Genomic DNA, 21476 nt, shown 5'->3' with positions numbered 1-21476 from the left:
AAGTAATACCTCTAAAAAGATAGTAAATCGGGGTGCAATTATTGTCACAAGATGGAACGATGTGAAAAGGGAGAGATGCACATGCATTTATATGGAACACAAGCGATTTCTGAAGATGGTCATTTAACGATTGGACAGGTAGATACATTAGAGCTTGCAAAAGAGTATGGTACACCTTTATTTGTGTATGATACAGCGCTTATTCGTAAGCGTGCACGCGGCTTTATAGATACGTTTAAAAAACTAGGTGTAAAAGCTGAAGTAGCTTATGCTTCAAAAGCATTTGCATGTGTAGCTGTGTACCAATTAGCGGCAGAAGAAAATCTATCTTTAGATGTTGTCTCTGGTGGAGAATTATTTACAGCTTTAAAAGCTGGATTCCCTGCAGAGCGCATTCATTTCCACGGTAATAACAAAAGCATTGCTGAACTAGAATTAGCCTTTGACTCGAAAATCGGTTGTATTGTCGTGGATAACTTCTATGAAATTCAACTTTTGCAAGAAATATCAGAGCGCCGTCAGCAAAAAATGCGTATTTTACTACGTGTCACACCGGGTGTTGAGGCACATACGCATGATTTCATTACGACAGGTCAAGCGGATTCTAAATTTGGCTTCGACTTAAATAATGGTCAAGCAGATGAAGCTTTCCAACAAACTTTTAAGCATGAATATCTAGAGCTTCTAGGATTACACTGCCATATTGGCTCTCAAATTTTTGACACAGCGGGCTTTGGCTTAGCAGGAGAAAAACTAATTGATAAAATTTCGGATTGGAACAAGACTCACGATTTTACATGTACTGTGTTAAACTTAGGAGGGGGCTTCGGAATTCGTTATACTGAGGAAGATGCACCGCTTGAACCACAAGTGTATGTAGAGGATATGATTACAGTTGTAAAGACTAAAGCGACTGTACTTGGTCTAACGATGCCGGAAATTTGGATTGAACCAGGGCGATCACTTGTAGGGGATGCAGGAACATCTCTTTATACAATTGGTTCACAAAAAACAGTACCTAATGTTCGTAAATATATTGCTGTCGATGGTGGAATGAGTGATAATATCCGTCCGGCATTATATGATGCGAAGTACGAGGCGGTCATTGCGAGTAAAGCAGATGAATCGAAAAGTGAAACTTATACAGTGGCTGGTAAACTTTGTGAATCAGGTGATAAATTAATTATTGATGCTAAGCTTCAGGAAGCAGCTTCTGGTGATGTGCTTGCAATCTTCTGTACTGGTGCGTATGGATATTCTATGGCGAGTAACTATAATCGTGTGCCAAGACCAGCAGTTGTATTTGTAGAAGATGGCAAGCATCAATTAGCAATTCGACGCGAAAGTTATGAAGATATTGTACAAAACGATCTCCCGCTAACGTTAAAAAAGGGTGAGTAAATATGAGAAAAAACAAATGGGTATTACTAGCGTCCATATCAACTTTTATTTTGTTGTGGGGCGTTGTCTATTGGCTATTGGCGTCTAAAGGTATTCTCGGACCTGGTTCGTAAGACAGAAATTGACTTGCGGTAAAAGTACAAATCGTGTAGGATAGTCAAAGATTATGTACAGCTAGAAAAAGAGGGAATAGACAAATATGTTAATTCGATATAAGAAAGCTTTCGAGAAAATAGCAATGGGGCTACTCTCGTTTATGCCTAACGAAAAAGACATAAAAAAGCTCAAAGAGACAATCCACTCCTATGAAAATGATAACGATTGGGTTTTATATTTATGGAAAAAGAACGATGAGTATGTTGGCATTGTTGGACTTGTAACACATAGTGATAATATAGCTACGATTCAACATGTTTCCGTTGTCCCTTCTTACAGAGGTGAAGGTGTTGCGAAGGAAATGCTACAGGAAGTGGCAGAACTTGGTCAGTACGAAAGTGTACGTGCAACGGAGGAAACACGTAAATTTGTTCAAAAATGTATAAATTGTATCGATGAAGAAGCAGACGATCATTGACGTCTGCTTTTTCTTTGTTTGCTTTCTTGACGCTCTGCAAGAATATGTGAGCGATCTCGAAGCATATGTTTATGAAGAAGATAGTTAGTGCTACTGGATGGTAAAAGCTGAATGCGAGCAAATACTAATTCCTCCAATGTAGGTGAAAGAGGAAGTTGAAATGCTTGAAAGGACTTGCCCATCTGGATAGCAGAAAGTGCATCTGTTAGTTGGGTTAGTAGTATTTCGTAGTCGATTTCATCAAAAAATAGATGTCCCATATTATATTGGAAATTTTTGAGTGCTTTTTCTAAAATTCGCGCAGCGCCAATATAATTGTCACGTCTCCAATGATATAAACCTGTTGCGAGCTGTACGTATCCAACGAGAGGGTGCTTTTTATCACCTGGAGCAATATCTTTCCAGTATTCCTCAAGGACTTCATGGCATTCAAAAAAATCGTGATTACCATTGAAAAAAGAACAGTAGTCGATAAATAAAGTATGGTGCTGTGGATGCATTTTGAACTCCTTTCTACTATACTAAAAGAACATATAATCTCAGGGTGGTAAAACAATGTCTTATGAAGTGAAATTAGAAGCCTTTTCAGGGCCTCTTGATTTATTATTACATTTAATTAACAGATTGGAAATTGATATTTATGATATTCCAATGGCTGAAATTACTCAACAATATATTGACCATATACATGCTATGCAGGTACTGGAGTTAAATGAGGCTAGTGAATATTTAGTGATGGCAGCAACATTATTGGCTATTAAAAGTCGTATGCTTTTGCCAATCCATGAAGGTGAGCTTGATGAAGCTGAATTAGAAGTCGACGGCCCAGACCCTCGTGAAGAACTGGTGCATCGTTTAATAGAGTATAAGAAATATAAAGAAGCAGCGAGTAGCCTGCAAGAGCTTGAAACAGATCGGGCACAGGTATTTACACGGCCACCAGCAGATTTATCTGGGTTAGCATCAGATGAGCAAATGGCGTTATTTGATTTGAACGTCAACATCTATGACATGCTTGGAGCCTTTCAAAAACTAATGCGTCGAAAAAAATTAAAAAAACCTTTAAAAACAACTGTAGCGAGACAGGAACGCTCCGTAAAAGATCAAATGCGTTCGGTTGTCGATTCATTACGATTTACAGGTGGACGTGCATCATTTTTTGAGCTTTTTCCTTATGAAGATAAGCCAACGCTTATTTTGACGTTTTTATCCATTCTTGAACTGATGAAACGTCAGGTCATCATCGTAGAGCAAGATGGTAACTTTGAAGAATTAACGGTTACATTACAGAAGGAGGAATGGGATGATGAAGAAAACAATTATGCTACAGAGTAGAATAGAATCCTTATTATTTGTTGTTGGAGACGATGGCTTAACCATTAAACAATTGTCACAACTTTTAAGCGAACCGGAAGAGTTAGTCGTAGAGACAATGGAAGTGTTGAAAACGACATATGAAGAAGATTTAGCTAGAGGTATTACGGTAAAAGAAATAGCTGGAGTTTATCAGCTTATAACAAAACCTGAACTAGCAGATACGATACAAAGATTAGTAGAAAATCCAACTGCTCAATCATTATCTCAAGCTTCACTTGAGGTATTGGCGATCGTGGCATACAAACAGCCAATTACACGTGTTACCATTGAAGATTTGCGTGGTGTGAAATGTGAAAGACCTATACAGACTCTCGCTTCTAGGGGGTTAATTAAGGAAGTTGGTCGCTCTGAAGGGACAGGACGTGCAATCTTATATGGTACAACTAAAGAATTTTTAAACTACTTTGGTTTAAATAGTATAGAAGAAATGCCGTCTTTACCTGATGATGAGCTAGTTGAAGCAGAGCAAGAAACAGATTTATTTATGACTAAATTCCAAGAAACCTTTAGTGGAGTAAAGTAAATAAACACGGAGTGAGTTAAAGGTATAATGCTTTGCTTGAAACATAAATATAATCTATATTTTCCTATTACATTTAATAAGGAGTGGCTCGTTGCATCGGTTAGTACGTTTAATATTGTTCATGATAGTCGTGGTAATGTTAATGCTTCCACAAACTAGTTTGGCTCGAGGTGGTAGCGGATATGCTGTTTTAGATGGCGATACGGGTCGTGTTTTATTTGAATCAAATAGTGATGCACGGTTACCAATTGCTAGCTTAACAAAAATATGGACAGCACTCGTTGCTATTGAAAATAGCAATCTACAAGATGAAGTGGTTATTTCACCGAGGGCTGCAATGGCTGAGGGTTCGTCCATCTACTTGCAGGCTGGGGAAAAAGTAACGGTAGAAACGCTGTTATATGGTTTGATGCTACGTTCAGGAAATGACGCTGCAACAGCTTTAGCAGAGCATGTTGGAGGATCGGTAGAAGGGTTTGTAAAGTTAATGAATGAACGGGCTGTTGTTTCTGGCCTTTCAAATACAGTATTTATGAACCCGTCTGGCTTGCACCATGATGAGCATTTATCGTCAGCGAGAGATACTGCTGAAATGTTGAGAATTGCTCTTCAAAATAAAACTTTCAAGAAGATTGCCTCCACAGTGCTATATCGTGCCAATACTGAAAACGGGATGTTATGGGAAAATAAGCACCGTTTAATACGAGAAGGGTCTGGGGTTGCCATCGATATAGACGATGAGACAAAACAGCCTGTTAGTGCATTAAAAACGGCAAAAGGTTCAGCATTTGCCGGAAAAACAGGCTTTACAAAAGTAGCTGGTCGGACCCTTGCAACCGCCTTCCAAAAGGACGGGCGAACGTGTATTGTTGTCACTTTGAACGAATCCGATGACTGGAATGTGCATCGGAGTTTAGCCAACAAGGTTTGGGGAGATTACAGCCTTGAGACAGTAGTGAAAAAAGGTAAGTATAAAGTCAATAAAAACCTATCTATTCGTTTAGAGCAACCAATTCGTTTGCAGTTAAATAAAGAAGAAAAAGAAAGTGTAAGGCAAGTATTACATGTTTCTAGAAAGCGTATGGAAGGTGTACTATCGATCTTTATCGATGAAGAGCGTATTTATGCAGTGCCAGTAAAAGTTGAATCAGCGGATCGTTAAAAGCGATACGCTGATTTTTTTACTTTTGACACACATTCGGGATGGGTGAAGCCAGTAGTATGATAGTGTGTAAATGAAAGAAAAATGATTAACAATTGATGGATAATTTGGTAAAATTAATTACGGTGTTATTTAATTGAATTTTCTGATGTTTATGAAGGGGGTAGTATTTATGACCACTGAATCAAAGAGTAAGCAATATCAATTAGGGATAATAATAATTTTATTCTTGTCAAGCTTTATCGCGCCCGTTATTTTCTTATATCCTGTTCAAGAGTTGCTCTATCAACCTAACGATTCCTACTTTTTTGATCCTTTTTTTACAGCCTATATAATATTGATGCTAGTATTCATCATGTTAGCAGTTACGTTATTAGTCAATTTTTTAGTGAATCCTAAAACAAGAAAAAGGAAGAATATTCAACGGGGAATCTTGGGAACATCGTTTGTAATTGCTGGCGCATTGATATTTTTATGTATTAATAACTATCAATATATTGATCCAAAAGGACTTCATATGAATCATTTTTTTAGTTTGCGAGAAGAGTATACAAGCTGGGAAGAAATCGTGAAAGTTGAACAGACTATTGTAGAAAAGAATGGTGTGAGTGTACCAGATCAATTGATTTTTACATTACGAAATGGTTCAACAATCGAACAATCTTTATCAGGAAAGCTATCAAGCGCGAAGCAATACATTAATCAAGAATTAAGTAACTATGGGCTTAAAATTGAAAATAAATATAGTGAAACTTAGTAATTATAAAAAGCTGCCCAAATTGGGTGGCTTTTATGTTTTATAAAGAATTTCAAAACCGATAGCAAATTGAATGAGAACGTTTGATAATAATTAGAGGACGCCAAAAGTTAGGGATGACATTTGTTAAAACGTATTGCCATTTATCTTCATTCAGTAGAGTACTTCCACCTATGAAGGTAGTGAGCTGAATGCGGATATGCTTTCCTTTTAATGGGTGTTCAGACACCTACAGAAATAGAGGAACTCAGTCTAAGAACACCGTGTCCTGTGGTATTACAAAAATGACCGACATCGTGTCGGCCGTCATGCAGGACTGGGCACAATTCGAAATCCGGAAGCATCCCAGAAAACGCCCAGTCGGAACGGAAATCAACCCACGTTATAGTGAGGACCCTTAAAATTCAAGTGCAAATTATCCAGAAACTAGTTGATGAAAATTATTTCAAATAATCTGATTACTTACGCATAATTAGTTTTTCTTTAACTTCTATCAGCGTGTGTCCAAACACCCATTGAAAGAAGTTAAAGCCTCCGGCGGATGTCACAGAATCGGAAAGGAGTGCTTTGTGCAAGCACAAAGCCGATTCCGGACGCAATTATGCAGAGGCATAATTGATTAATGTATAAAAGTATGACATAATTTTCACAGATTAGCGGGAAAAATAACCTTATTCATAATGTCGAATGAGGTTTGTATTTTGGTGTCTAAAACCAAGGTGAATGAAAATTAGAGGTGAAAGAATGGAAAGATTACAGAAGGTTATTGCGTATGCTGGTGTGGCGTCTAGGCGCAAGGCAGAACAATTAATTGTAGAAGGTAAAGTAAAGGTGAACGGAGTCGTAGTGCGTGAGTTAGGTACAAAGGTTTCCAACTCAGATACGATAGAAGTAGAAGGCGTGAAGCTTGAGAAAGAGGATAAGGTTTATTACTTGCTATATAAACCACGTGGAACGATATCAGCTGTAACAGACGACAAAGGACGTAAAACTGTCACAGATTTATTTAAGCATATCCCACAACGAATTTTCCCAGTTGGCCGTCTCGACTATGATACATCTGGCTTATTGTTATTGACAAATGATGGTGAATTTTCTTATATGCTGACGCATCCGAAGTTTAAAATCGACAAAACATATATTGCTCGTGTTAAAGGTGTTCCGACGATTGAGGGTTTAAAAAAGCTTCAACGAGGAATTAAGCTAGAAGATGGTAAAACAGCCCCAGCAATGGTTAGTATGACTTCATTTGATGAGAATGCAGGTAAAGCAATCTGTGAAATTACGATCCACGAAGGGCGAAATCGTCAAGTACGTCGCATGTTCGAGGCGATCGGTACTCCTGTTGTTAAACTAAAACGTGAACGCTTTGCGTTTTTAGATTTATTCGGACTAACTCCAGGGGAATATCGTGAACTATCAAAGCATGAAGTGAAGCAATTGCGAGTGTTAGCGGAGACAGGAAAGATCGGATAAATGAGTAATTACTAAGAGAAAGTGAAATACTTCTATGTGTAATAGTAATGTATTCACTTTCTTATTAGTGAAATCGTTCATAAATCATTCATAATTATTAGCTAAGCGTTTGTGTTTCCTTTTGATATAATAGGTGAGAATAGTACACCTAATTAGTTTTTCTTCCAGATGAAATCGGTTCCACAAATTAATCAGGTGGTATTTGACGCACAAGTGATTGACAAATATTAAATTTGACAAACATAAATGGTGTAAATAAGACGGTAAAATCTATACATATGAATGTTTGTATGAAAAGCTTAGCGTCTTGCTCTAAGCCGTAATTGATAGGGGGTTTATTAACTTGGAGAAAAAGAAAAAACGTCTCGTCATTCGTACCATTATTTTGGCAGTTTTAGTCTTAGCAATTGGTTACACGGTATACGGAACAGCGACAAAGGATAAAGTAGAGTTATTAGCAGTAGGCTCTAAAGCACCAGACTTCACGTTAGTAGATTTAAACGGTGAGAAACATAAGCTGTCTGATTATAAGGGGCAGGGCGTATTTTTGAATTTCTGGGGAACTTGGTGTAAGCCTTGTGAAAAGGAAATGCCTGCAATGGATCGTCAGTATAAAGCTTTTAAAGATCAGGGTGTACAAACATTGGCGGTCAATATTGCGCAAACAGATTTTGAAGTACAGAGTTTTGTCGATAGATATGAGTTAACGTTCCCAGTAGTAATTGACAAAACGAAAAGCGTTATGACTACCTACAATGTAGGTAATTTACCTGCAACTCTCCTTATTGATCCAGATGGTAAAGTAGCCAAAATTATTACTGGTGAAATGACGGAGGGAAAAATTGCTTCGTACATGGAATTAGTGAAGCCAAAATAAGGAGTAAATGACTATGGAAAACATCATTTGTGCTTGTGGTCATAGTAACCCATATGGCACGAAGCTTTGTGAGAAATGTGGTCGTCCTTTAACTGAGGAAGGTAAACAGACAAAAGTTGTTGATATGCGCTACGATGGAACGGCAATTCGTTCAAAAACGTATAACACAACAATTGTAGACAAAATTTGGAATTTCTTCTCGAATGTAAAAGTGGGGATTGCCCTCATTATTATTACGTTGGTCTCAGCATCAATCGGAACAATACTACCGCAAGCGATATATGTTAATGCCCCAGAGCCTAGCAAAGCAGAGTATTATGAGAAAGTATATGGTGTGTTGGGCAAACTTTATAATAATTTAGGACTTTCTCATTTGTACAGTACTTGGTGGTTCCAAATTTTAGTGGGTATGCTTGCGATATCTATAATTGTTGCGAGTTTAGACCGTGGTTTACCATTGCATAAGTCTCTAAAAAATCAACGCGTTAAACGTCATGAAAGTTTCATGAAGCGTCAACGTATCGTTGCAGAAGGGCAAGCGCCAAACCCTGATGAAACGCTAGATAAAGTTGAGCGAAAAATGACTGAATTAAAATATCATGTTCGTCGTGATGGAAGTGCACTGCTAGCTGAGCGTGGCCGTTTTGCTCGATATGGCCCATACATAAATCATGTCGGTCTCATTATCTTTTTAGCTGGTGTTATGTTGCGCTTAGTACCTGGTTTTTATGTGGATGAGACGATTTGGATCCGTGAAGGTGAGACACGAGCTATACCAGGTATGGACGGCTATTTTATTAAAAATAATAAATTTATTTTGGAAACCCATGGTAATAAGCCGCAGGACGAGCAAATGAACCAAGGTGTAAATGCGATGGCAAAGAACTATCAAACAGACATCACATTATACAAACAACCTGACGGAGCTCTTCCAGGAGATATAGACAATCTTGAAAAATTGAGAGATTACTCTATTCGTGTCAATCATCCGTTAAAAGAAAATGGTTTTGCGCTGTATCAAATGAATTATCGTCTTAACGAATTAAGACAAATGAATTTTAATTTAGTGAATAAAGCAACAGAAGAAGAGTCACTAGGTCAAATTAAAATTGATTTAACGAATCCTAAAAAAGTATATGATTTAGGAAATGGTTCCTCAGTACAGATTCTTATTTATACACCAGATTTTGATGGTTTTAAAGATGGTGAACCACAGACCAAAACATCAATACCAAATAATCCGGCATTTTTATTTAGAATGACAACACCAGAAACGCCAAAAGGTGAAGTAAGCTTTGTAGAAATCAAGAAGCCACCACTTGAACCGCTTGGTGAAAACAAATATAGAATGAAATTCGCTGGAGCAGAGATGCGTAATTCATCAAACTTTACAATTCGTAAGGATATTACAATACCAATTTTATTTGTCGGCGGTATTATTTTCATGATTGGTGTCGTAATTGGCTCGTATTGGAACCACCGACGTTTATGGTTACAGGTGGAGCCGGATGGTCGAGTGTTGATGGCTGCCCATGTGAATAAAAATATGTTCAGCATGAAAAAGGATTTAGATAAAGTCACTACATTTGCTGGTCTACCGCCATATGAAGATCAGTTAGAACAGTCAGAAGATGTCAAGAAATCCACAACGGAAAAGGAAGGTGACAACACCTTATGAGTTTGATTGACATAAGTGGAAACCTATTATTTGTAGCATTCATTTCCTACCTAGTTGCAACTCTATTGTTTGGTGGTTCGATAAAGCAATCGAATGCAACAGGCAAAAATACCGAAAAATGGGGCAAGGTAGCAATTGTTGTAACAATTATAGGTCTACTTTCGCAGCTTGGTTATTTTGTCACTCGTTGGATTTATGCAGGGCATGCACCTGTTAGTAATATGTTTGAATTTACGACTGCGTTCGGAATGTTCATTGTTGGGGCATTCGTTTTAATTTATTTTATTTATCGTGTGACAGCTCTAGGCTTAGTGGCATTACCTGTGGCGCTATTAATAATTGCCTATGCGGCGATGTTCCCGACCGAGGTTACTCCATTAATGCCGTCTTTACAAAGCTACTGGTTAACGATTCATGTTATTACAGCTGCTTTAGGTCAATCAATTTTAGCAATTAGTGCAGTAGCAGGACTAATTTATTTATTAAAAGTAGTTGATTTAACGAAGCCTTCTAAACAACGTTTCTGGTTAGAAGCGGTAATGTTCTTCCTTGTGGTAGTCGTTGGTTTCGTAGTTGCTACATCAGTATTTAATATGATGGACTACGATTCAACATATTCTTATTTAGATAAAGAAGGAAATGAACGTGAAATTACCTACAACATGCCACCACTATTTGGTATGAATGAATATAAAGTAGTAGAAGAACACGGTATGTCTCCATTAGTAGAAATGCCATCACTCATTAATGCAAAGAAATTAACATCAGTTGTGTGGTCATTATTAGTAGGATCTATTTTATACTTATTAATTCGATTAATTGCACGACGTCGAATTAGTGCGATTTTCCAACCTTTTGTCAAACGAGTAAATTTACAATTAGTTGATGAAATTGGTTATCGTTCAGTAATAATTGGCTTCCCAGTATTTACGTTAGGTGCATTAATCTTTGCAATGATTTGGGCACAACTTTCGTGGAGTCGTTTCTGGGGATGGGATCCGAAGGAAGTGTGGGCACTTATTACGTGGCTATTCTATGCAGCGTTCCTACACTTACGTTTATCAAAAGGCTGGGAAGGTGAAAAATCTGCGTGGTTAGCATTAATTGGTTTTGGAATAATATTATTTAACTTAATTGCTGTTAACTTGATTCTTGCAGGTTTACACTCATACGCTTCATCTTAAACTGATTAACTTCTTTCAGCAAATGTCTTTTGTAGCGAAAGCGTAGCGTCAGCTACAGAAGTCTCCCACCTCTATAGGTGGTGAGATGAATGCGAATTTAAGTTACTTTTCAGTGGGTATCCAAACACCCGCTGAAATAGTGGAACTCAGTCTAAGAACGCCACGTCCTGTGGCAACGACTGAGTGACCAACGTCGTGTTGGCCCAAAGCCTCCGGCGGATGTCACAGAATCGGAAAGGAATTCTTTGTGCAAGCACAAAGCCGATTCCGGACGCAATTATGCCGAGGCATAATTGATTTTGAGCACATATGAGATTTTTTACGTCGCTAGTATTAGAAAGAAGAGCCTTCTTGCTGTGGCAAGAAGGCTTTCTTTTCTTTTCAATAAGTGCTATACGATGTACAATAGAAGGTAGAGAAAGATTAGAAGAGAGGGATCGTGAAAGTGTCAGAAAATATTTCAGTATTAGTAGTAGATGACGAGGACCGTATTCGTCGCTTATTAAAAATGTATTTAGAGCGAGAAGGATACCTTGTTGACGAAGCAGAAAATGGTGAACAAGCGATCGAAAAATCTTTAGAAAAAGAGTATCACTGTATTTTACTTGATATTATGATGCCTGAAAAAGACGGGCTTGAAGTTTGTGCGGAAATCCGTGAACGAGCAGCAACACCAATTATTTTATTAACTGCAAAAGGCGAGGAAGCAAACCGTGTACAAGGCTTTGAGCTTGGAGCAGATGATTATATTGTAAAACCGTTTAGTCCTCGTGAAGTTGTGTTACGTGTGAAGGCTATATTACGTCGTTCACAAGCATTCTCACCTTCAACAAGTGCTTCTTCTTCAAAAGATTTAGTTGTGTTTCAACACTTAATGATTGATCATGATGCACACCGCGTAACAGCAGAGGGAATTGAAGTGAATTTAACACCTAAAGAATATGAACTACTTTATTTTTTAGCAAAATCACCAGACAAAGTATTTGACCGTGAACAATTACTAAAAGAAGTTTGGCATTATGATTTCTTTGGTGACTTACGTACAGTTGACACACATGTAAAACGTTTACGCGAAAAGCTTAACCGTGTCTCTGAAAACGCTGCAAAGATGATTGTTACTGTATGGGGCGTTGGCTACAAATTTGAGGTTGTTAATGAATAGAATATGGAATAGTGTTGTCGGGAAGCTGTGGGTAACCATATTGCTTCTCGTTTCATTTGTATTATTTGTTTTCACGGTTTTAATGCTTGAGTTTCTTCAAAATTACCATATGCAACAAGCAGAAAGCTCCTTGCGTCAAACTGCTGCAACGGTTGCAAGTATAGTAGATGATAATGAAACAGCAGAGTCGACTTCTGAATTATTAAAAGATATTTTACCTGAAAGTACGAATGCACTTATTGCTATAAACCATGATAGAGTCTCTTTTGCAATGCAGGAAGGTGTCAATAAAATAGAAATTCAGGATATGATTTTAGCCAATAAATCGTTCCAAGAAGTTTTTCAATCAGATAAACCGATTATTAAGGAAATGATGATGCCGTCTTCTACAGATGCAGAAAAAATGGAATCGTATGTTGTGCTAGGTTTCCCGCTAAATGTGGAAAATACAGTACACGGAGCGGTCTTTATTTATCAAAGTCCAGATGCATTGCATAAAACATCGAGAGAGACGACGAAAATTGTCTTTTTATCTGCTTTCATTGCCTTTGTGTTGACGACATTTTTTGCGTTTTTCCTTTCGTCACGTATTACGTCACCATTACGTAAAATGCGTGAGTTGGCGTTTGAAATTTCTAAAGGGAATTTTGAAGCGAAGATGCCGACTACACAAAATGATGAAATAGGCCAGCTTGCAGTTGCCTTTAATCAAATGGGTCGTCAATTGAAACACAATCTAGAAGTGATCAATCAAGAAAATGAACAGCTTTCCAATATTTTAACATCGATGACGGATGCAGTTATTACGTTTAATCGTGATCGTACAATATTATTAAGTAATCCGCCAGCGGACCGTTTAATGCAAAAATGGTTCGTCAATAAAGGCTCACAAAGTGCGAAGCCAATTCCGCCAGAGCTTTATCATATGCTTGATCATGTACTGATGTTTGAAGATAAGCTTGAAGAAGAAATTGAAATGGATGGAAATTACTATACGTTTACGATTAGCCCACTTTATAGTGAGGAATCAATCCGTGGAGCGGTTGCAGTTATTCGTGATATGACTGAGCAGCATCGCTTAGAAAAACTGCGTTCAGACTTTATTGCCAATGTGTCTCATGAGCTACGGACGCCGATTTCGATGCTCCAAGGTTATTCGGAGGCATTAATGGATGATGATTTTATTCAAGATCAAGAAGAACGTAATGAGATTACAAAAATTATTTATGATGAATCGAAGCGTATGGGACGCCTCGTAACAGATTTATTAGACCTTGCCCGTATGGAATCAGGGCATATGACGCTTTACAAAGATGAACTTCCGATAAATTCAACATTTGAACGTATTACGCAAAAATTTGCACAGGTTGCAAAAGAGAAACATGTTCGTCTGATATTTGACAGTGAGTTTAATGACGAAGCTATGATTAGTATAGATGAGGATCGGATTGAACAAGTACTAACGAATTTAGTTGATAATGCTCTTCGTCATACTGCTGAAGGATCAGTAACAGTGAAGGTTGAGCAAGAGCCGACCTTTGCCAAAATATCTGTCCAGGATACAGGACATGGTATTCCACAAGAGGACCTGCCATATGTCTTTGAACGTTTCTATAAAGCAGATAAAGCACGTACGCGTTCTAAAGGCGGAACTGGCCTAGGTTTAGCTATTGCTAGAAATATTGTCAAGGCACATTCAGGCAATATTATGGTGGATAGTGTGCTGAAAGAGGGGACTACTTTCACGTTTTATTTACCATTCGATTAAAAGTATCGCTATTAACTGCTTTCAGCAAATGAATGCGGATTTAAGTTACTTTTCAGCTGGTGTCCAAACATCCACTGAAATAGAGGATTTCAGTTTAAGAATGTCACGTCCTGTGGCAAAGCGAAGCGACAGCAACAAGGTTTTAACTGTGCGAAAGCGAAGCGACAGCAACAAGGTTTTAACTGTGCGAAAGCGAAGCGACAGCAACAAGGTTTTAACTGTGCGAAAGCGAAGCGACAGCAACAACAACAAACAACAACACTCGACTGAGTGGCCAACATCGCGTTGGCCCAAAGCCTCTGGCGGATAAAGTGGTGTTAATTGGATGTAACTTCTGTGAACCTTTAGACGACAAATATAAATAGAACGGGGGTGGAGTGCTTTGAATGACTCCGTGTTCCATCGATTATACGATGCATATCATCAAGACGTGTTCCAGTTTCTTATTTATTTAGTAAAAAACCGTATACTTGCTGAGGATTTAGCGCATGAAGTTTATGTTCGCGTATTGCGCTCATATGATAAGTTCGCGGGCAATAGCAGCGAAAAGACATGGCTTTTTGCTATTGCTAAAAATGTCGCTATTGATCATTTTAGAAAGCAGGCTGTACGCCAAAAACATTCACTTGATTTTTTTGATTGGGAAACGGAACAGCTACATTCAACCACACCATTACCCGAAGACGTGCTGCAGGCAAATGATGAATTTATGCAGGTTCAATCAGTGCTTGAACAGTGTACAGGTGACCAAAAAATGGTCATTATTATGCGTTACTTTCAAGATTTATCGATTGCAGAAACAGCACAAATACTAGATTGGACAGAAGCGAAGGTAAAAACTACTCAGCATCGTGCCATTAAATTTTTAAGGCAACAGCTACAACAGGTTAGAGAACAGGAGGCGAAACGGCAATGACACACAATCAATTCGATGATGACCAACTGGAACATATATTGAATAATGCCCCTAAGCTTTCTGACCGCCGTTCGAAAGAAGAAATATTAAATCGATTATTGGCAGATGCTCGCTTGCAGGATCATGTCCATCTTCAAGCTATACAACAACCAATTGATGATGAAATAACATCGCAAGAACAACACAGTATTCATACGCAACAAGAAAGTGCCGAGGAAGCGACAATAAAGAAGGAAGGTCGTAAATGGCCAATCTTTATGAGTGTTGCAGCTGTCTTCGCTTTAACAGTACTTACAGGCTCTATGTTTATGAATAATAATGATGCAAAAATGGACCAGGCTAATGCTCCTGAAACTTCTCAATATTCAACGATGCAGGATAATCGTGCAGAAAAAAGCTCTATCCATGATCGTATAATGGAGTCTAACATAGTAGCAGAACATTCACGGATCATGTCTCTACGATCATCTGTTTATGAAGATGATTTAACTGATGCAGTAGCATTCCATATTGGTTTAGCAAATCGTGATAAGGAAAGCGTACCGATGACGTATATTATTCCAAATGAACGAGTGGCTACTGATTTTGGAAAGAAAGATCCTACAACATTACAAATGTATGAAAAGTATGCGCCGCAAATTGATGAGGAAGCAAATGGTTTTACTAATTACCATCCATATAAAGGAGAATTGAAGGAGAAGGGCGATCAGCTGGTTCATGTATTGCCAAAGGAAAATGAATATGATGTCGCTTCTAAAGATGCTGGAGAATATGTAGGGACTTTACAAGATACATTCTCAGACTCAGAGTATAAAGGTATTGAATTTGAAAAACCTGACGGTACAGGAAACGCGCTTTCCAAAGAAGAAGAGACAAGTAAGCAAATGGCATTAACAAGCTCAAATCATTTTAATTATTATTTATATAAAGATGAAAATGGCGCTGAATATTTATCACCTGATTCTCGTAAAACCTTTTCCACTGTAACAGAAGCTCTTACCGATATGCGAGTTAAAAATGATGATGCATACTTTCCAGTCATACCGGAAAATATAACATACACTGTGAAAGAGGTAGCGGAAGGTGTTATTGTTACATTTGACGAACCGCTCGATTTAACGACAATTGACGTGACTCGTGCTACCCAATTAATTGAAGCAATGATGCTTACTGCTGCAAGCTTTGATCAACAAGTACGGCTAGACAATGTTGTGCAGGAGAGTTGGGAAGGATTTGATTTGAAAAAATTTTTGCCAAAGCCTGTAGGAGCCAATAAACGATATATGCCATAAATAGCATAACAACAAATAAATTTATAAGTGAATTTTTTGGAGCATTCTCGCCGCTGTATGTGCGTGAATGCTCTTGTTAGTTTATCTTACTTTAACGGGCAGTAAGACAACGTTAGGTGGGAGATAAATGGCCGGTAAAAGCTCAATTGGTGAAGATTGCTAATCAAAGAGGATGAAAGAAAACCCTTGCTGATTAAAGTTATACTTTATGAGGCTATTAGCGAGTGTCTGTAAAACATACAAGTTTAATCGGGATTTTTTAAGCAAAGCTATTTACTTTTCCTTCATAATTCATTATAGTAAGGCTAAGAAATAAAAAAATATTGATTCATCTTCGGGGCAGGGTGAAAATCCCGACCGGCGGTAATAGAGTTGTAAATCGCTAATGTCTTTCATTAGCTCGAATGATTTACTAAAAACTCTTCAGCCCGCGACCTGTGCAAATATTTTTTTTGCATGGCTGACTTGGTGCAATTCCAAGGCCGACAGTTAAAGTCTGGATGGGAGAAGATGGAGGTACGATCGTCATTCATTGTTATGAATTTAGCTATATACGAGCGTTTTTTCGTTGTGGATTTACACAGTGGAAGCTCGAAAAATAGTTGATTAGTGGCGTTCTTTAATCATGCCTATTCTCCCTTATGCTCTTTTTGCATAAGGGTTTTTTCATAATAATAATTGTTGAGGTCGTAACCTTTCTTCTTGCGGGATTGAATCAGCAAAGAGGAGAGAGTTTTCTATGAAGAAAAATGTTAAACTTCAATCGTTTATTACGATTGGCATGCTGAGCAGTATTTCGTTTTTGTTAATGCTTTTTAATTTCCCTATTCCGCCATTTCCGGCGTTTTTGGAAGTGGACTTCAGTGATATGCCAGCATTACTTGCAGCAATCACAATGGGACCTGTAGCCGGTATTTTAGTAGAATTCTTTAAAAATGTGTTGGACTGGATTTTCTCAGGCACGCCAACGGGAGTACCGGTAGGACATATCGCGAACTTTGTAACAGGTATTTTATTTATTTTACCAGTTAGCTTTGTTTTTAATCGCGTCAAAACAGTTAAAGGTCTTGTCGGAGGTTTAGCTGCTGGAACAATCGTAATGGCAGTAGGAATGAGCATTCTAAACTATGCAGTATTTTTACCTATGTACACTTACTTTTTAGGTATGGAGCCTGTTGTAGGTGACTCACTATATAAAATGATCATAGCTGGTATCTTGCCGTTTAACATTGTGAAGGGTATTTTAATAACGATCATCATGGCATTACTATTCACAACAATGCGTAAATGGATTCATCATCAGCGTTCTATGTATATAACAAAATAATTTAGATGAGACCTCGAGCTGTTAAAAGCTCGAGGTTTTTTATATAAGATGGATAGAATGATGGGGAAATTGGATATTATTGTGCAAAAGTAACAGATAGAATTAATCTAGTCTAGTTTATTATTTTCATGTAGAATAAGGAAGAGTTTAGAATGTTAGAGGAGTTTGAAGAGATGAGCGAAAAAAAGAGTCAGTGGTCTAGTAAACTAGGCTTTATTTTAGCATCGGCAGGAGCTGCAATCGGGCTAGGGGCAATATGGAAGCTGCCATATGTTACTGGACAAAGTGGTGGGGGAGCTTTCTTCCTAATTTTTGTTCTATTTACATTGTTGATTGGTTTACCGATGTTATTATCAGAATATATTTTAGGTCGTGGTACTCAGTCTGAGGCTGTGACTGCATATAAAAAAATTGCACCGACGAAAACAGGCTGGGCTTGGGTTGGTCGTATGGGTGTGCTCGGCTGTTTTTTATTATTAACTTTTTACAGTGTTGTGGGAGGTTGGATTTTTATTTATAGTGGCCTTGGTGTGACTGGGGCTGTTATCGATCCTGCCAATGACCCTGGTGAACTATTTGGAAAAATTGTAGGGACACCTTGGATTACATTACTAGGTTTAGGATTGTTTACGCTAGTAAATGTTCTAGTCATTTCACTTGGCGTGCAAAATGGTATAGAGAAGGCCAATAAGTGGATGATGCCTCTATTATTTATTATGTTTATTGTGCTTGTTGTGCGGGCTTTAACATTAGATGGAGCAATGGAGGGGGTTAAATTCTTTTTGTTTCCTGACTTTTCCAATATTACTGGTAAGGCTATATTAGAAGCGTTAGGGCAGTCCTTCTTTGGCTTAGCGGTAGGGTTTTCTTGTCTTGTGACGTACAGCTCATATTTAAAGAAGGATGTAAGCTTACCGAATTCTGCGGGCTCTGTTGTTCTTCTCACTGTGCTAGTATCGTTTTTAGCAGGATTAGCCATTTTCCCTGTTGTATTTGCTTTTGATTTAGAACCAGCATCTGGACCAGGCTTATTATTTATGGTTCTGCCAACGGCGTTTAGTCAAATGCCATTTGGTGAAATATTCTTGGCGATGTTTTTATTATTATTTTTATTCGCAACGCTAACTTCTTCCTTTAGTTTATATGAAATTATCGTAGCGGCATTTATTGAGAAAGGGCGTATGTCTCGTTCTGCATTGACAATGCTATTAGGTGTAGTAGTCTTTATTGCGGCTATTCCTGCAGCGCTTTCATCAAGTACATTAGCGGACGTATCAATCTTTGGAAAAACAATTTTTGATGCAACTGACTTTTTAGTGTCTAATTTAATGCTTCCTTTGGGTAATTTATTGATTGCTATCTTTATTGCGTATGTAGTTGATAAAGAATTTGTGAAGAAGGAATTGTTAATAGGAAGTAAAATGGGGCGGGGGTTCTATTCAACATATCGTCTTTTGATGTTAATAGTAGTACCCTCTGTAATTATCGTTGTGTTTGTAAATATGCTATTGCAATACTAAAGGTAGTAGGTTGCGTTCCATTTAAGGAATGCAACCTACTTTTTTAATGGGGGCAACAGGTAAACATCTGATGCTGTCAGGTGTAGCTTTAGAATAAAAATTGATTAAAAAATTCCCGTCAACTTTATTTATCAGCAAATGCAAAAACTCCATTTTGAAAAAAAGATTGATCAAAATGGAGTTAATCTTTCTAACTAAGTATGGGATATTTATAAAAAAGTTTGATCAATTAAATGAGCCTTATTCAACTAAAGCACCCCGTTAGCCATCCATGTCGTGTAAAACTAACACTACACCACAGAAAATGAAAGATGGTTAAGTTCTTTCATGGGAGTTTAATAAGAACAGCGACGCTTCTTCGACAATCGCGCCCGATTGTTGAAGATCGTTATTCCCCGATACCAGCCATAAGAGAATCGCCTATCCCCAGATAACATAAAGGATTGAAATCCATATCTCACCTCAAATGATTAATTGTATTTTTATAGTATTCAGTTCAGTTACGATTAGAAACTATTTGGTTGTCATACAGCCAGGCATGAGGGACAAATCCCGCTTTGTTGGAAGTAACATATACATATATAAAGTACTTACTATTGAGATGGAAAGGGGGAAAATCAATGCCAAGCGGAACGCATCAGGTTGAGGTGAAGTTACCGATAAATAAGATTTGGGATTTTGTTAAGGATATGGATAACTGGGCTCCACTTATTCCTGGATATATTCAACACCGAAAAATTAATAACCGCCAGTCCACTTGGGAATTTTATAGTAACATCGGATTCATAAAGAAAAAGATTAATCTAATGGCCACTATAGAAGAATGGATTGAACCGACAAGGGTTACTTTTAATTTAAAGGGTTTAAATGAGGAACTTTCAGGCGGTGGCTATTTCCTGGCAGAAGTAATAGCTAAAAATAAAACGAGGATAACAGGCTTTCTTGAGATCAATGCTGGTGGTGCATTGGGACCGCTGGTTAATGAGGTATTAAAGTCTTATCTTCCTAAAGTAACAGAAGAAATGACGATTGGGATCTCTACAAAATTGGAGGAGCTTAATTAAAAAATGTTGCATAAAGTCATTGCTACACCACAGAAAATGAAAGATTATTACGTTCTTTCATGGGAGTTCAATAAGTAAAAAAGAGCTGCATATGCAACTCAATGTTATACAAGTAAAGCCCCGAATAATCTCACCTGCTCCTCAAATTAGCCCTCATCTATTTAAGATGGGGGCTATTTGACGTTTACGAATTATTTGCGACAATGTTGCTATTTCGAGTCGTTATGCAAAAGAAGATAATAATTGGTTGAATCTATCGCGCTCCTCTAAAAAAGCGCAATGGCCGCTGTATTGGAACGGAACTAGAGTTGAATTTTTGATCAGCTTATTTGTTTCCTCAGCTTGAGTAAACGGAACGACTTTATCGTGAATTCCGTGAATAATTAATGTGTTTACATCGATCTGACCAAGATCGTTGTAAACATTTTCATCCCTAAGCGTGACCATAATGGCGGAAGTCGCCCAATTCGCCGCTTGTAATCCCATTAAAACGAACCAATCGGATTTCAGTTCGGAAATATACTGAAAGAAAAAAATTCGCGTTTGGTCTTGCAGCATTTGCGGTCGGTCATGATTTGTATCCACGATGATTTTATTTGTAAATTCTTTTGGAACGCTAGATGGAGAGGCAGCGTCGACCAGGACGAGTTTAGATACCCCATACCCTCTGTAACGAGCCATGTAACGGATCGAGATTGCACCTCCTGTAGAGTGTCCTACCAGTGTTATGTTGCTTAGCTGTAACGTCTCGATGACCATGCGGACATCATCTGCTAATCTATCGAAAGAATACCCGCTAAAAGGTTTATCCGATTTGCCATATCCCCTCCAGTCCATTCCAATACAACGATATCCAAGCGTTGGAAGGAAATTGAACTGATATTCGAACTGGTTATGGTTTAGCGGCCACCCATGAATAAACAGAATCGTTTTGTTTCCCTTTGGATTGATGTCCTCGATAAATACGTTGACGCCTGGTTCGACAGTTACAAAGTATCCCAAGTGTATCACCCCATTTATTAAAAAGTAATTTCCCATTAAGATATTCACCTAAGGCAGAGTGTATGCCTAATATCGGCGTTAAACTTTGTTGAGCTAATGCGAAGTTCTGATGAATACAAACTTAAGAAACGCCCAAGGATGGTAGGGGGATTTTTCGATTTTTAATGCAATGGCGGAAAGCCCCTTTCCTCGTTGAAGCATCATATTAGTATTGATATTTTCGCTCTATAATAACGCGAATTCAACAGTTGAATTCGTTTCAAAAGTTCAATAAAGAAAAAAGAGTTGCATATGCAACTCAATGATCTTCAAGTAAAGCACCCCGTTAGCCATCCATGTAGCGCAAAATCAACACTACACCACAGAAAATGAAAGATTTTTACGTTCTTTCATGGGAGTTTAATAAGAACAGCGAC

Annotated in this window: 19 protein-coding genes and 1 riboswitch; of the genes, 17 read left to right on the top strand and 2 right to left on the bottom strand. The window is 38.0% G+C overall.

What is annotated here, in order from left to right:
* Positions 1 to 81: 81 nt before the first annotated feature.
* Together lysA and ACQKN2_RS21480 are read left to right on the top strand one after the other, a co-directional pair.
* Entirely contained in the window at positions 82 to 1401 is a 1320-nt protein-coding gene (lysA, locus tag ACQKN2_RS21485; protein ID WP_427416748.1) for a diaminopimelate decarboxylase, read from the top strand.
* Between the two features lie 199 nt (positions 1402 to 1600).
* Positions 1601 to 1975 carry a GNAT family N-acetyltransferase gene (locus ACQKN2_RS21480; protein WP_427416747.1) on the top strand — a complete coding sequence of 125 codons (375 nt, stop codon included), beginning with the start codon at positions 1601 to 1603 and terminating at the stop codon, positions 1973 to 1975.
* On the opposite strand, the gene ACQKN2_RS21475 is transcribed toward ACQKN2_RS21480, so the two are convergent.
* Positions 1969 to 2475 (bottom strand): DUF309 domain-containing protein, encoded by a 507-nt coding sequence (locus ACQKN2_RS21475; RefSeq protein WP_427416746.1) that lies wholly within the window; start codon positions 2473 to 2475, stop codon positions 1969 to 1971. The genes ACQKN2_RS21480 and ACQKN2_RS21475 overlap by 7 nt on opposite strands.
* Positions 2476 to 2530: 55 nt before the next feature.
* On the opposite strand from ACQKN2_RS21475, the gene ACQKN2_RS21470 reads away from it, so the two are divergent.
* The 15 genes from ACQKN2_RS21470 to ACQKN2_RS21400 all read left to right on the top strand — a co-directional run bounded on the left by ACQKN2_RS21470 (position 2531) and on the right by ACQKN2_RS21400 (position 20058).
* A complete protein-coding gene (locus ACQKN2_RS21470; protein ID WP_323651252.1) occupies positions 2531 to 3310 on the top strand; it encodes a segregation/condensation protein A in 780 nt (259 codons plus the stop codon).
* Positions 3282 to 3875: an SMC-Scp complex subunit ScpB gene (gene scpB, locus ACQKN2_RS21465; protein WP_427416767.1), complete on the top strand. Its 594-nt coding sequence runs from the start codon at positions 3282 to 3284 to the stop codon at positions 3873 to 3875. The genes ACQKN2_RS21470 and scpB overlap by 29 nt, the downstream gene beginning before the upstream one ends.
* A 91-nt stretch (positions 3876 to 3966) precedes the next feature.
* Positions 3967 to 5037, top strand: coding sequence for a D-alanyl-D-alanine carboxypeptidase family protein (locus ACQKN2_RS21460; RefSeq protein WP_427416745.1), 1071 nt, complete (start codon positions 3967 to 3969; stop codon positions 5035 to 5037).
* A gap of 172 nt (positions 5038 to 5209) precedes the next feature.
* Positions 5210 to 5794: a hypothetical protein gene (locus ACQKN2_RS21455; RefSeq protein ID WP_427416744.1), complete on the top strand. Its 585-nt coding sequence runs from the start codon at positions 5210 to 5212 to the stop codon at positions 5792 to 5794.
* A 744-nt stretch (positions 5795 to 6538) separates the two neighbouring features.
* Positions 6539 to 7270 (top strand): pseudouridine synthase, encoded by a 732-nt coding sequence (locus ACQKN2_RS21450; RefSeq protein WP_427416743.1) that lies wholly within the window; start codon positions 6539 to 6541, stop codon positions 7268 to 7270.
* 343 nt (positions 7271 to 7613) lie between these two features.
* Positions 7614 to 8147, top strand: a complete 534-nt coding sequence (resA, locus tag ACQKN2_RS21445; protein ID WP_427416742.1) for a thiol-disulfide oxidoreductase ResA — start codon at positions 7614 to 7616, stop codon at positions 8145 to 8147.
* A 13-nt stretch (positions 8148 to 8160) separates the two neighbouring features.
* Positions 8161 to 9825 (top strand): cytochrome c biogenesis protein ResB, encoded by a 1665-nt coding sequence (gene resB, locus ACQKN2_RS21440; protein WP_427416741.1) that lies wholly within the window; start codon positions 8161 to 8163, stop codon positions 9823 to 9825.
* Entirely contained in the window at positions 9822 to 11009 is a 1188-nt protein-coding gene (gene ccsB / locus ACQKN2_RS21435; RefSeq protein ID WP_427416740.1) for a c-type cytochrome biogenesis protein CcsB, read from the top strand. The genes resB and ccsB overlap by 4 nt, the downstream gene beginning before the upstream one ends.
* Positions 11010 to 11454: 445 nt before the next feature.
* Positions 11455 to 12171 carry a response regulator transcription factor gene (locus tag ACQKN2_RS21430; protein WP_427416739.1) on the top strand — a complete coding sequence of 239 codons (717 nt, stop codon included), beginning with the start codon at positions 11455 to 11457 and terminating at the stop codon, positions 12169 to 12171.
* Entirely contained in the window at positions 12164 to 13939 is a 1776-nt protein-coding gene (locus ACQKN2_RS21425) for an ATP-binding protein (protein WP_427416738.1), read from the top strand. The genes ACQKN2_RS21430 and ACQKN2_RS21425 overlap by 8 nt, the downstream gene beginning before the upstream one ends.
* A 382-nt stretch (positions 13940 to 14321) precedes the next feature.
* Entirely contained in the window at positions 14322 to 14855 is a 534-nt protein-coding gene (sigX, locus tag ACQKN2_RS21420; RefSeq protein ID WP_427416737.1) for an RNA polymerase sigma factor SigX, read from the top strand.
* Complete coding sequence (locus tag ACQKN2_RS21415) at positions 14852 to 16147, top strand: RNA polymerase subunit sigma (RefSeq protein WP_427416736.1); 1296 nt, start codon at positions 14852 to 14854, stop codon at positions 16145 to 16147. The genes sigX and ACQKN2_RS21415 overlap by 4 nt, the downstream gene beginning before the upstream one ends.
* Before the next feature lie 326 nt (positions 16148 to 16473).
* Positions 16474 to 16663, top strand: a riboswitch (FMN riboswitch).
* Positions 16664 to 16886: 223 nt separating this feature from the next.
* Positions 16887 to 17474, top strand: a complete 588-nt coding sequence (locus ACQKN2_RS21410; protein ID WP_427416735.1) for an ECF transporter S component — start codon at positions 16887 to 16889, stop codon at positions 17472 to 17474.
* Positions 17475 to 17647: 173 nt separating this feature from the next.
* On the top strand, positions 17648 to 18994 hold the full coding sequence (locus ACQKN2_RS21405; RefSeq protein WP_427416734.1) for a sodium-dependent transporter: 1347 nt from the start codon (positions 17648 to 17650) through the stop codon (positions 18992 to 18994).
* Between the two features lie 620 nt (positions 18995 to 19614).
* Positions 19615 to 20058, top strand: coding sequence for a CoxG family protein (locus ACQKN2_RS21400; RefSeq protein ID WP_427416733.1), 444 nt, complete (start codon positions 19615 to 19617; stop codon positions 20056 to 20058).
* Positions 20059 to 20280: 222 nt separating this feature from the next.
* On the opposite strand, the gene ACQKN2_RS21395 is transcribed toward ACQKN2_RS21400, so the two are convergent.
* The gene (locus tag ACQKN2_RS21395) at positions 20281 to 21060 is read right to left on the bottom strand and encodes an alpha/beta fold hydrolase (protein WP_427416766.1); all 780 of its coding nucleotides are present in this window, start codon (positions 21058 to 21060) and stop codon (positions 20281 to 20283) included.
* Between the last annotated feature and the right edge of the window lie 416 nt (positions 21061 to 21476).

Origin of the sequence: Lysinibacillus sp. NPDC093688, assembly GCF_050280145.1 — a bacterium.
GTDB classification, from domain to species: domain Bacteria; phylum Bacillota; class Bacilli; order Bacillales_A; family Planococcaceae; genus Lysinibacillus; species Lysinibacillus xylanilyticus_B.
Note: the sequence above shows the minus strand (reverse complement) of the source record. Positions and strands in the feature narration are given on the sequence as shown.

What these genes read in the sequence shown, in the direction of transcription:
- lysA (WP_427416748.1), top strand. Translation starts at nt 82, where the DNA reads ATGCATTTATATGGAACACAAGCGATTTCTGAAGATGGTCATTTAACG.
- ACQKN2_RS21480 (WP_427416747.1), top strand. Translation starts at nt 1,601, where the DNA reads ATGTTAATTCGATATAAGAAAGCTTTCGAGAAAATAGCAATGGGGCTA.
- ACQKN2_RS21475 (WP_427416746.1), bottom strand. Translation starts at nt 2,475, where the DNA reads ATGCATCCACAGCACCATACTTTATTTATCGACTACTGTTCTTTTTTC.
- ACQKN2_RS21470 (WP_323651252.1), top strand. Translation starts at nt 2,531, where the DNA reads ATGTCTTATGAAGTGAAATTAGAAGCCTTTTCAGGGCCTCTTGATTTA.
- scpB (WP_427416767.1), top strand. Translation starts at nt 3,282, where the DNA reads ATGAAGAAAACAATTATGCTACAGAGTAGAATAGAATCCTTATTATTT.
- ACQKN2_RS21455 (WP_427416744.1), top strand. Translation starts at nt 5,210, where the DNA reads ATGACCACTGAATCAAAGAGTAAGCAATATCAATTAGGGATAATAATA.
- ACQKN2_RS21450 (WP_427416743.1), top strand. Translation starts at nt 6,539, where the DNA reads ATGGAAAGATTACAGAAGGTTATTGCGTATGCTGGTGTGGCGTCTAGG.
- resB (WP_427416741.1), top strand. Translation starts at nt 8,161, where the DNA reads ATGGAAAACATCATTTGTGCTTGTGGTCATAGTAACCCATATGGCACG.
- ccsB (WP_427416740.1), top strand. Translation starts at nt 9,822, where the DNA reads ATGAGTTTGATTGACATAAGTGGAAACCTATTATTTGTAGCATTCATT.
- ACQKN2_RS21425 (WP_427416738.1), top strand. Translation starts at nt 12,164, where the DNA reads ATGAATAGAATATGGAATAGTGTTGTCGGGAAGCTGTGGGTAACCATA.
- ACQKN2_RS21415 (WP_427416736.1), top strand. Translation starts at nt 14,852, where the DNA reads ATGACACACAATCAATTCGATGATGACCAACTGGAACATATATTGAAT.
- ACQKN2_RS21410 (WP_427416735.1), top strand. Translation starts at nt 16,887, where the DNA reads ATGAAGAAAAATGTTAAACTTCAATCGTTTATTACGATTGGCATGCTG.
- ACQKN2_RS21405 (WP_427416734.1), top strand. Translation starts at nt 17,648, where the DNA reads ATGAGCGAAAAAAAGAGTCAGTGGTCTAGTAAACTAGGCTTTATTTTA.
- ACQKN2_RS21400 (WP_427416733.1), top strand. Translation starts at nt 19,615, where the DNA reads ATGCCAAGCGGAACGCATCAGGTTGAGGTGAAGTTACCGATAAATAAG.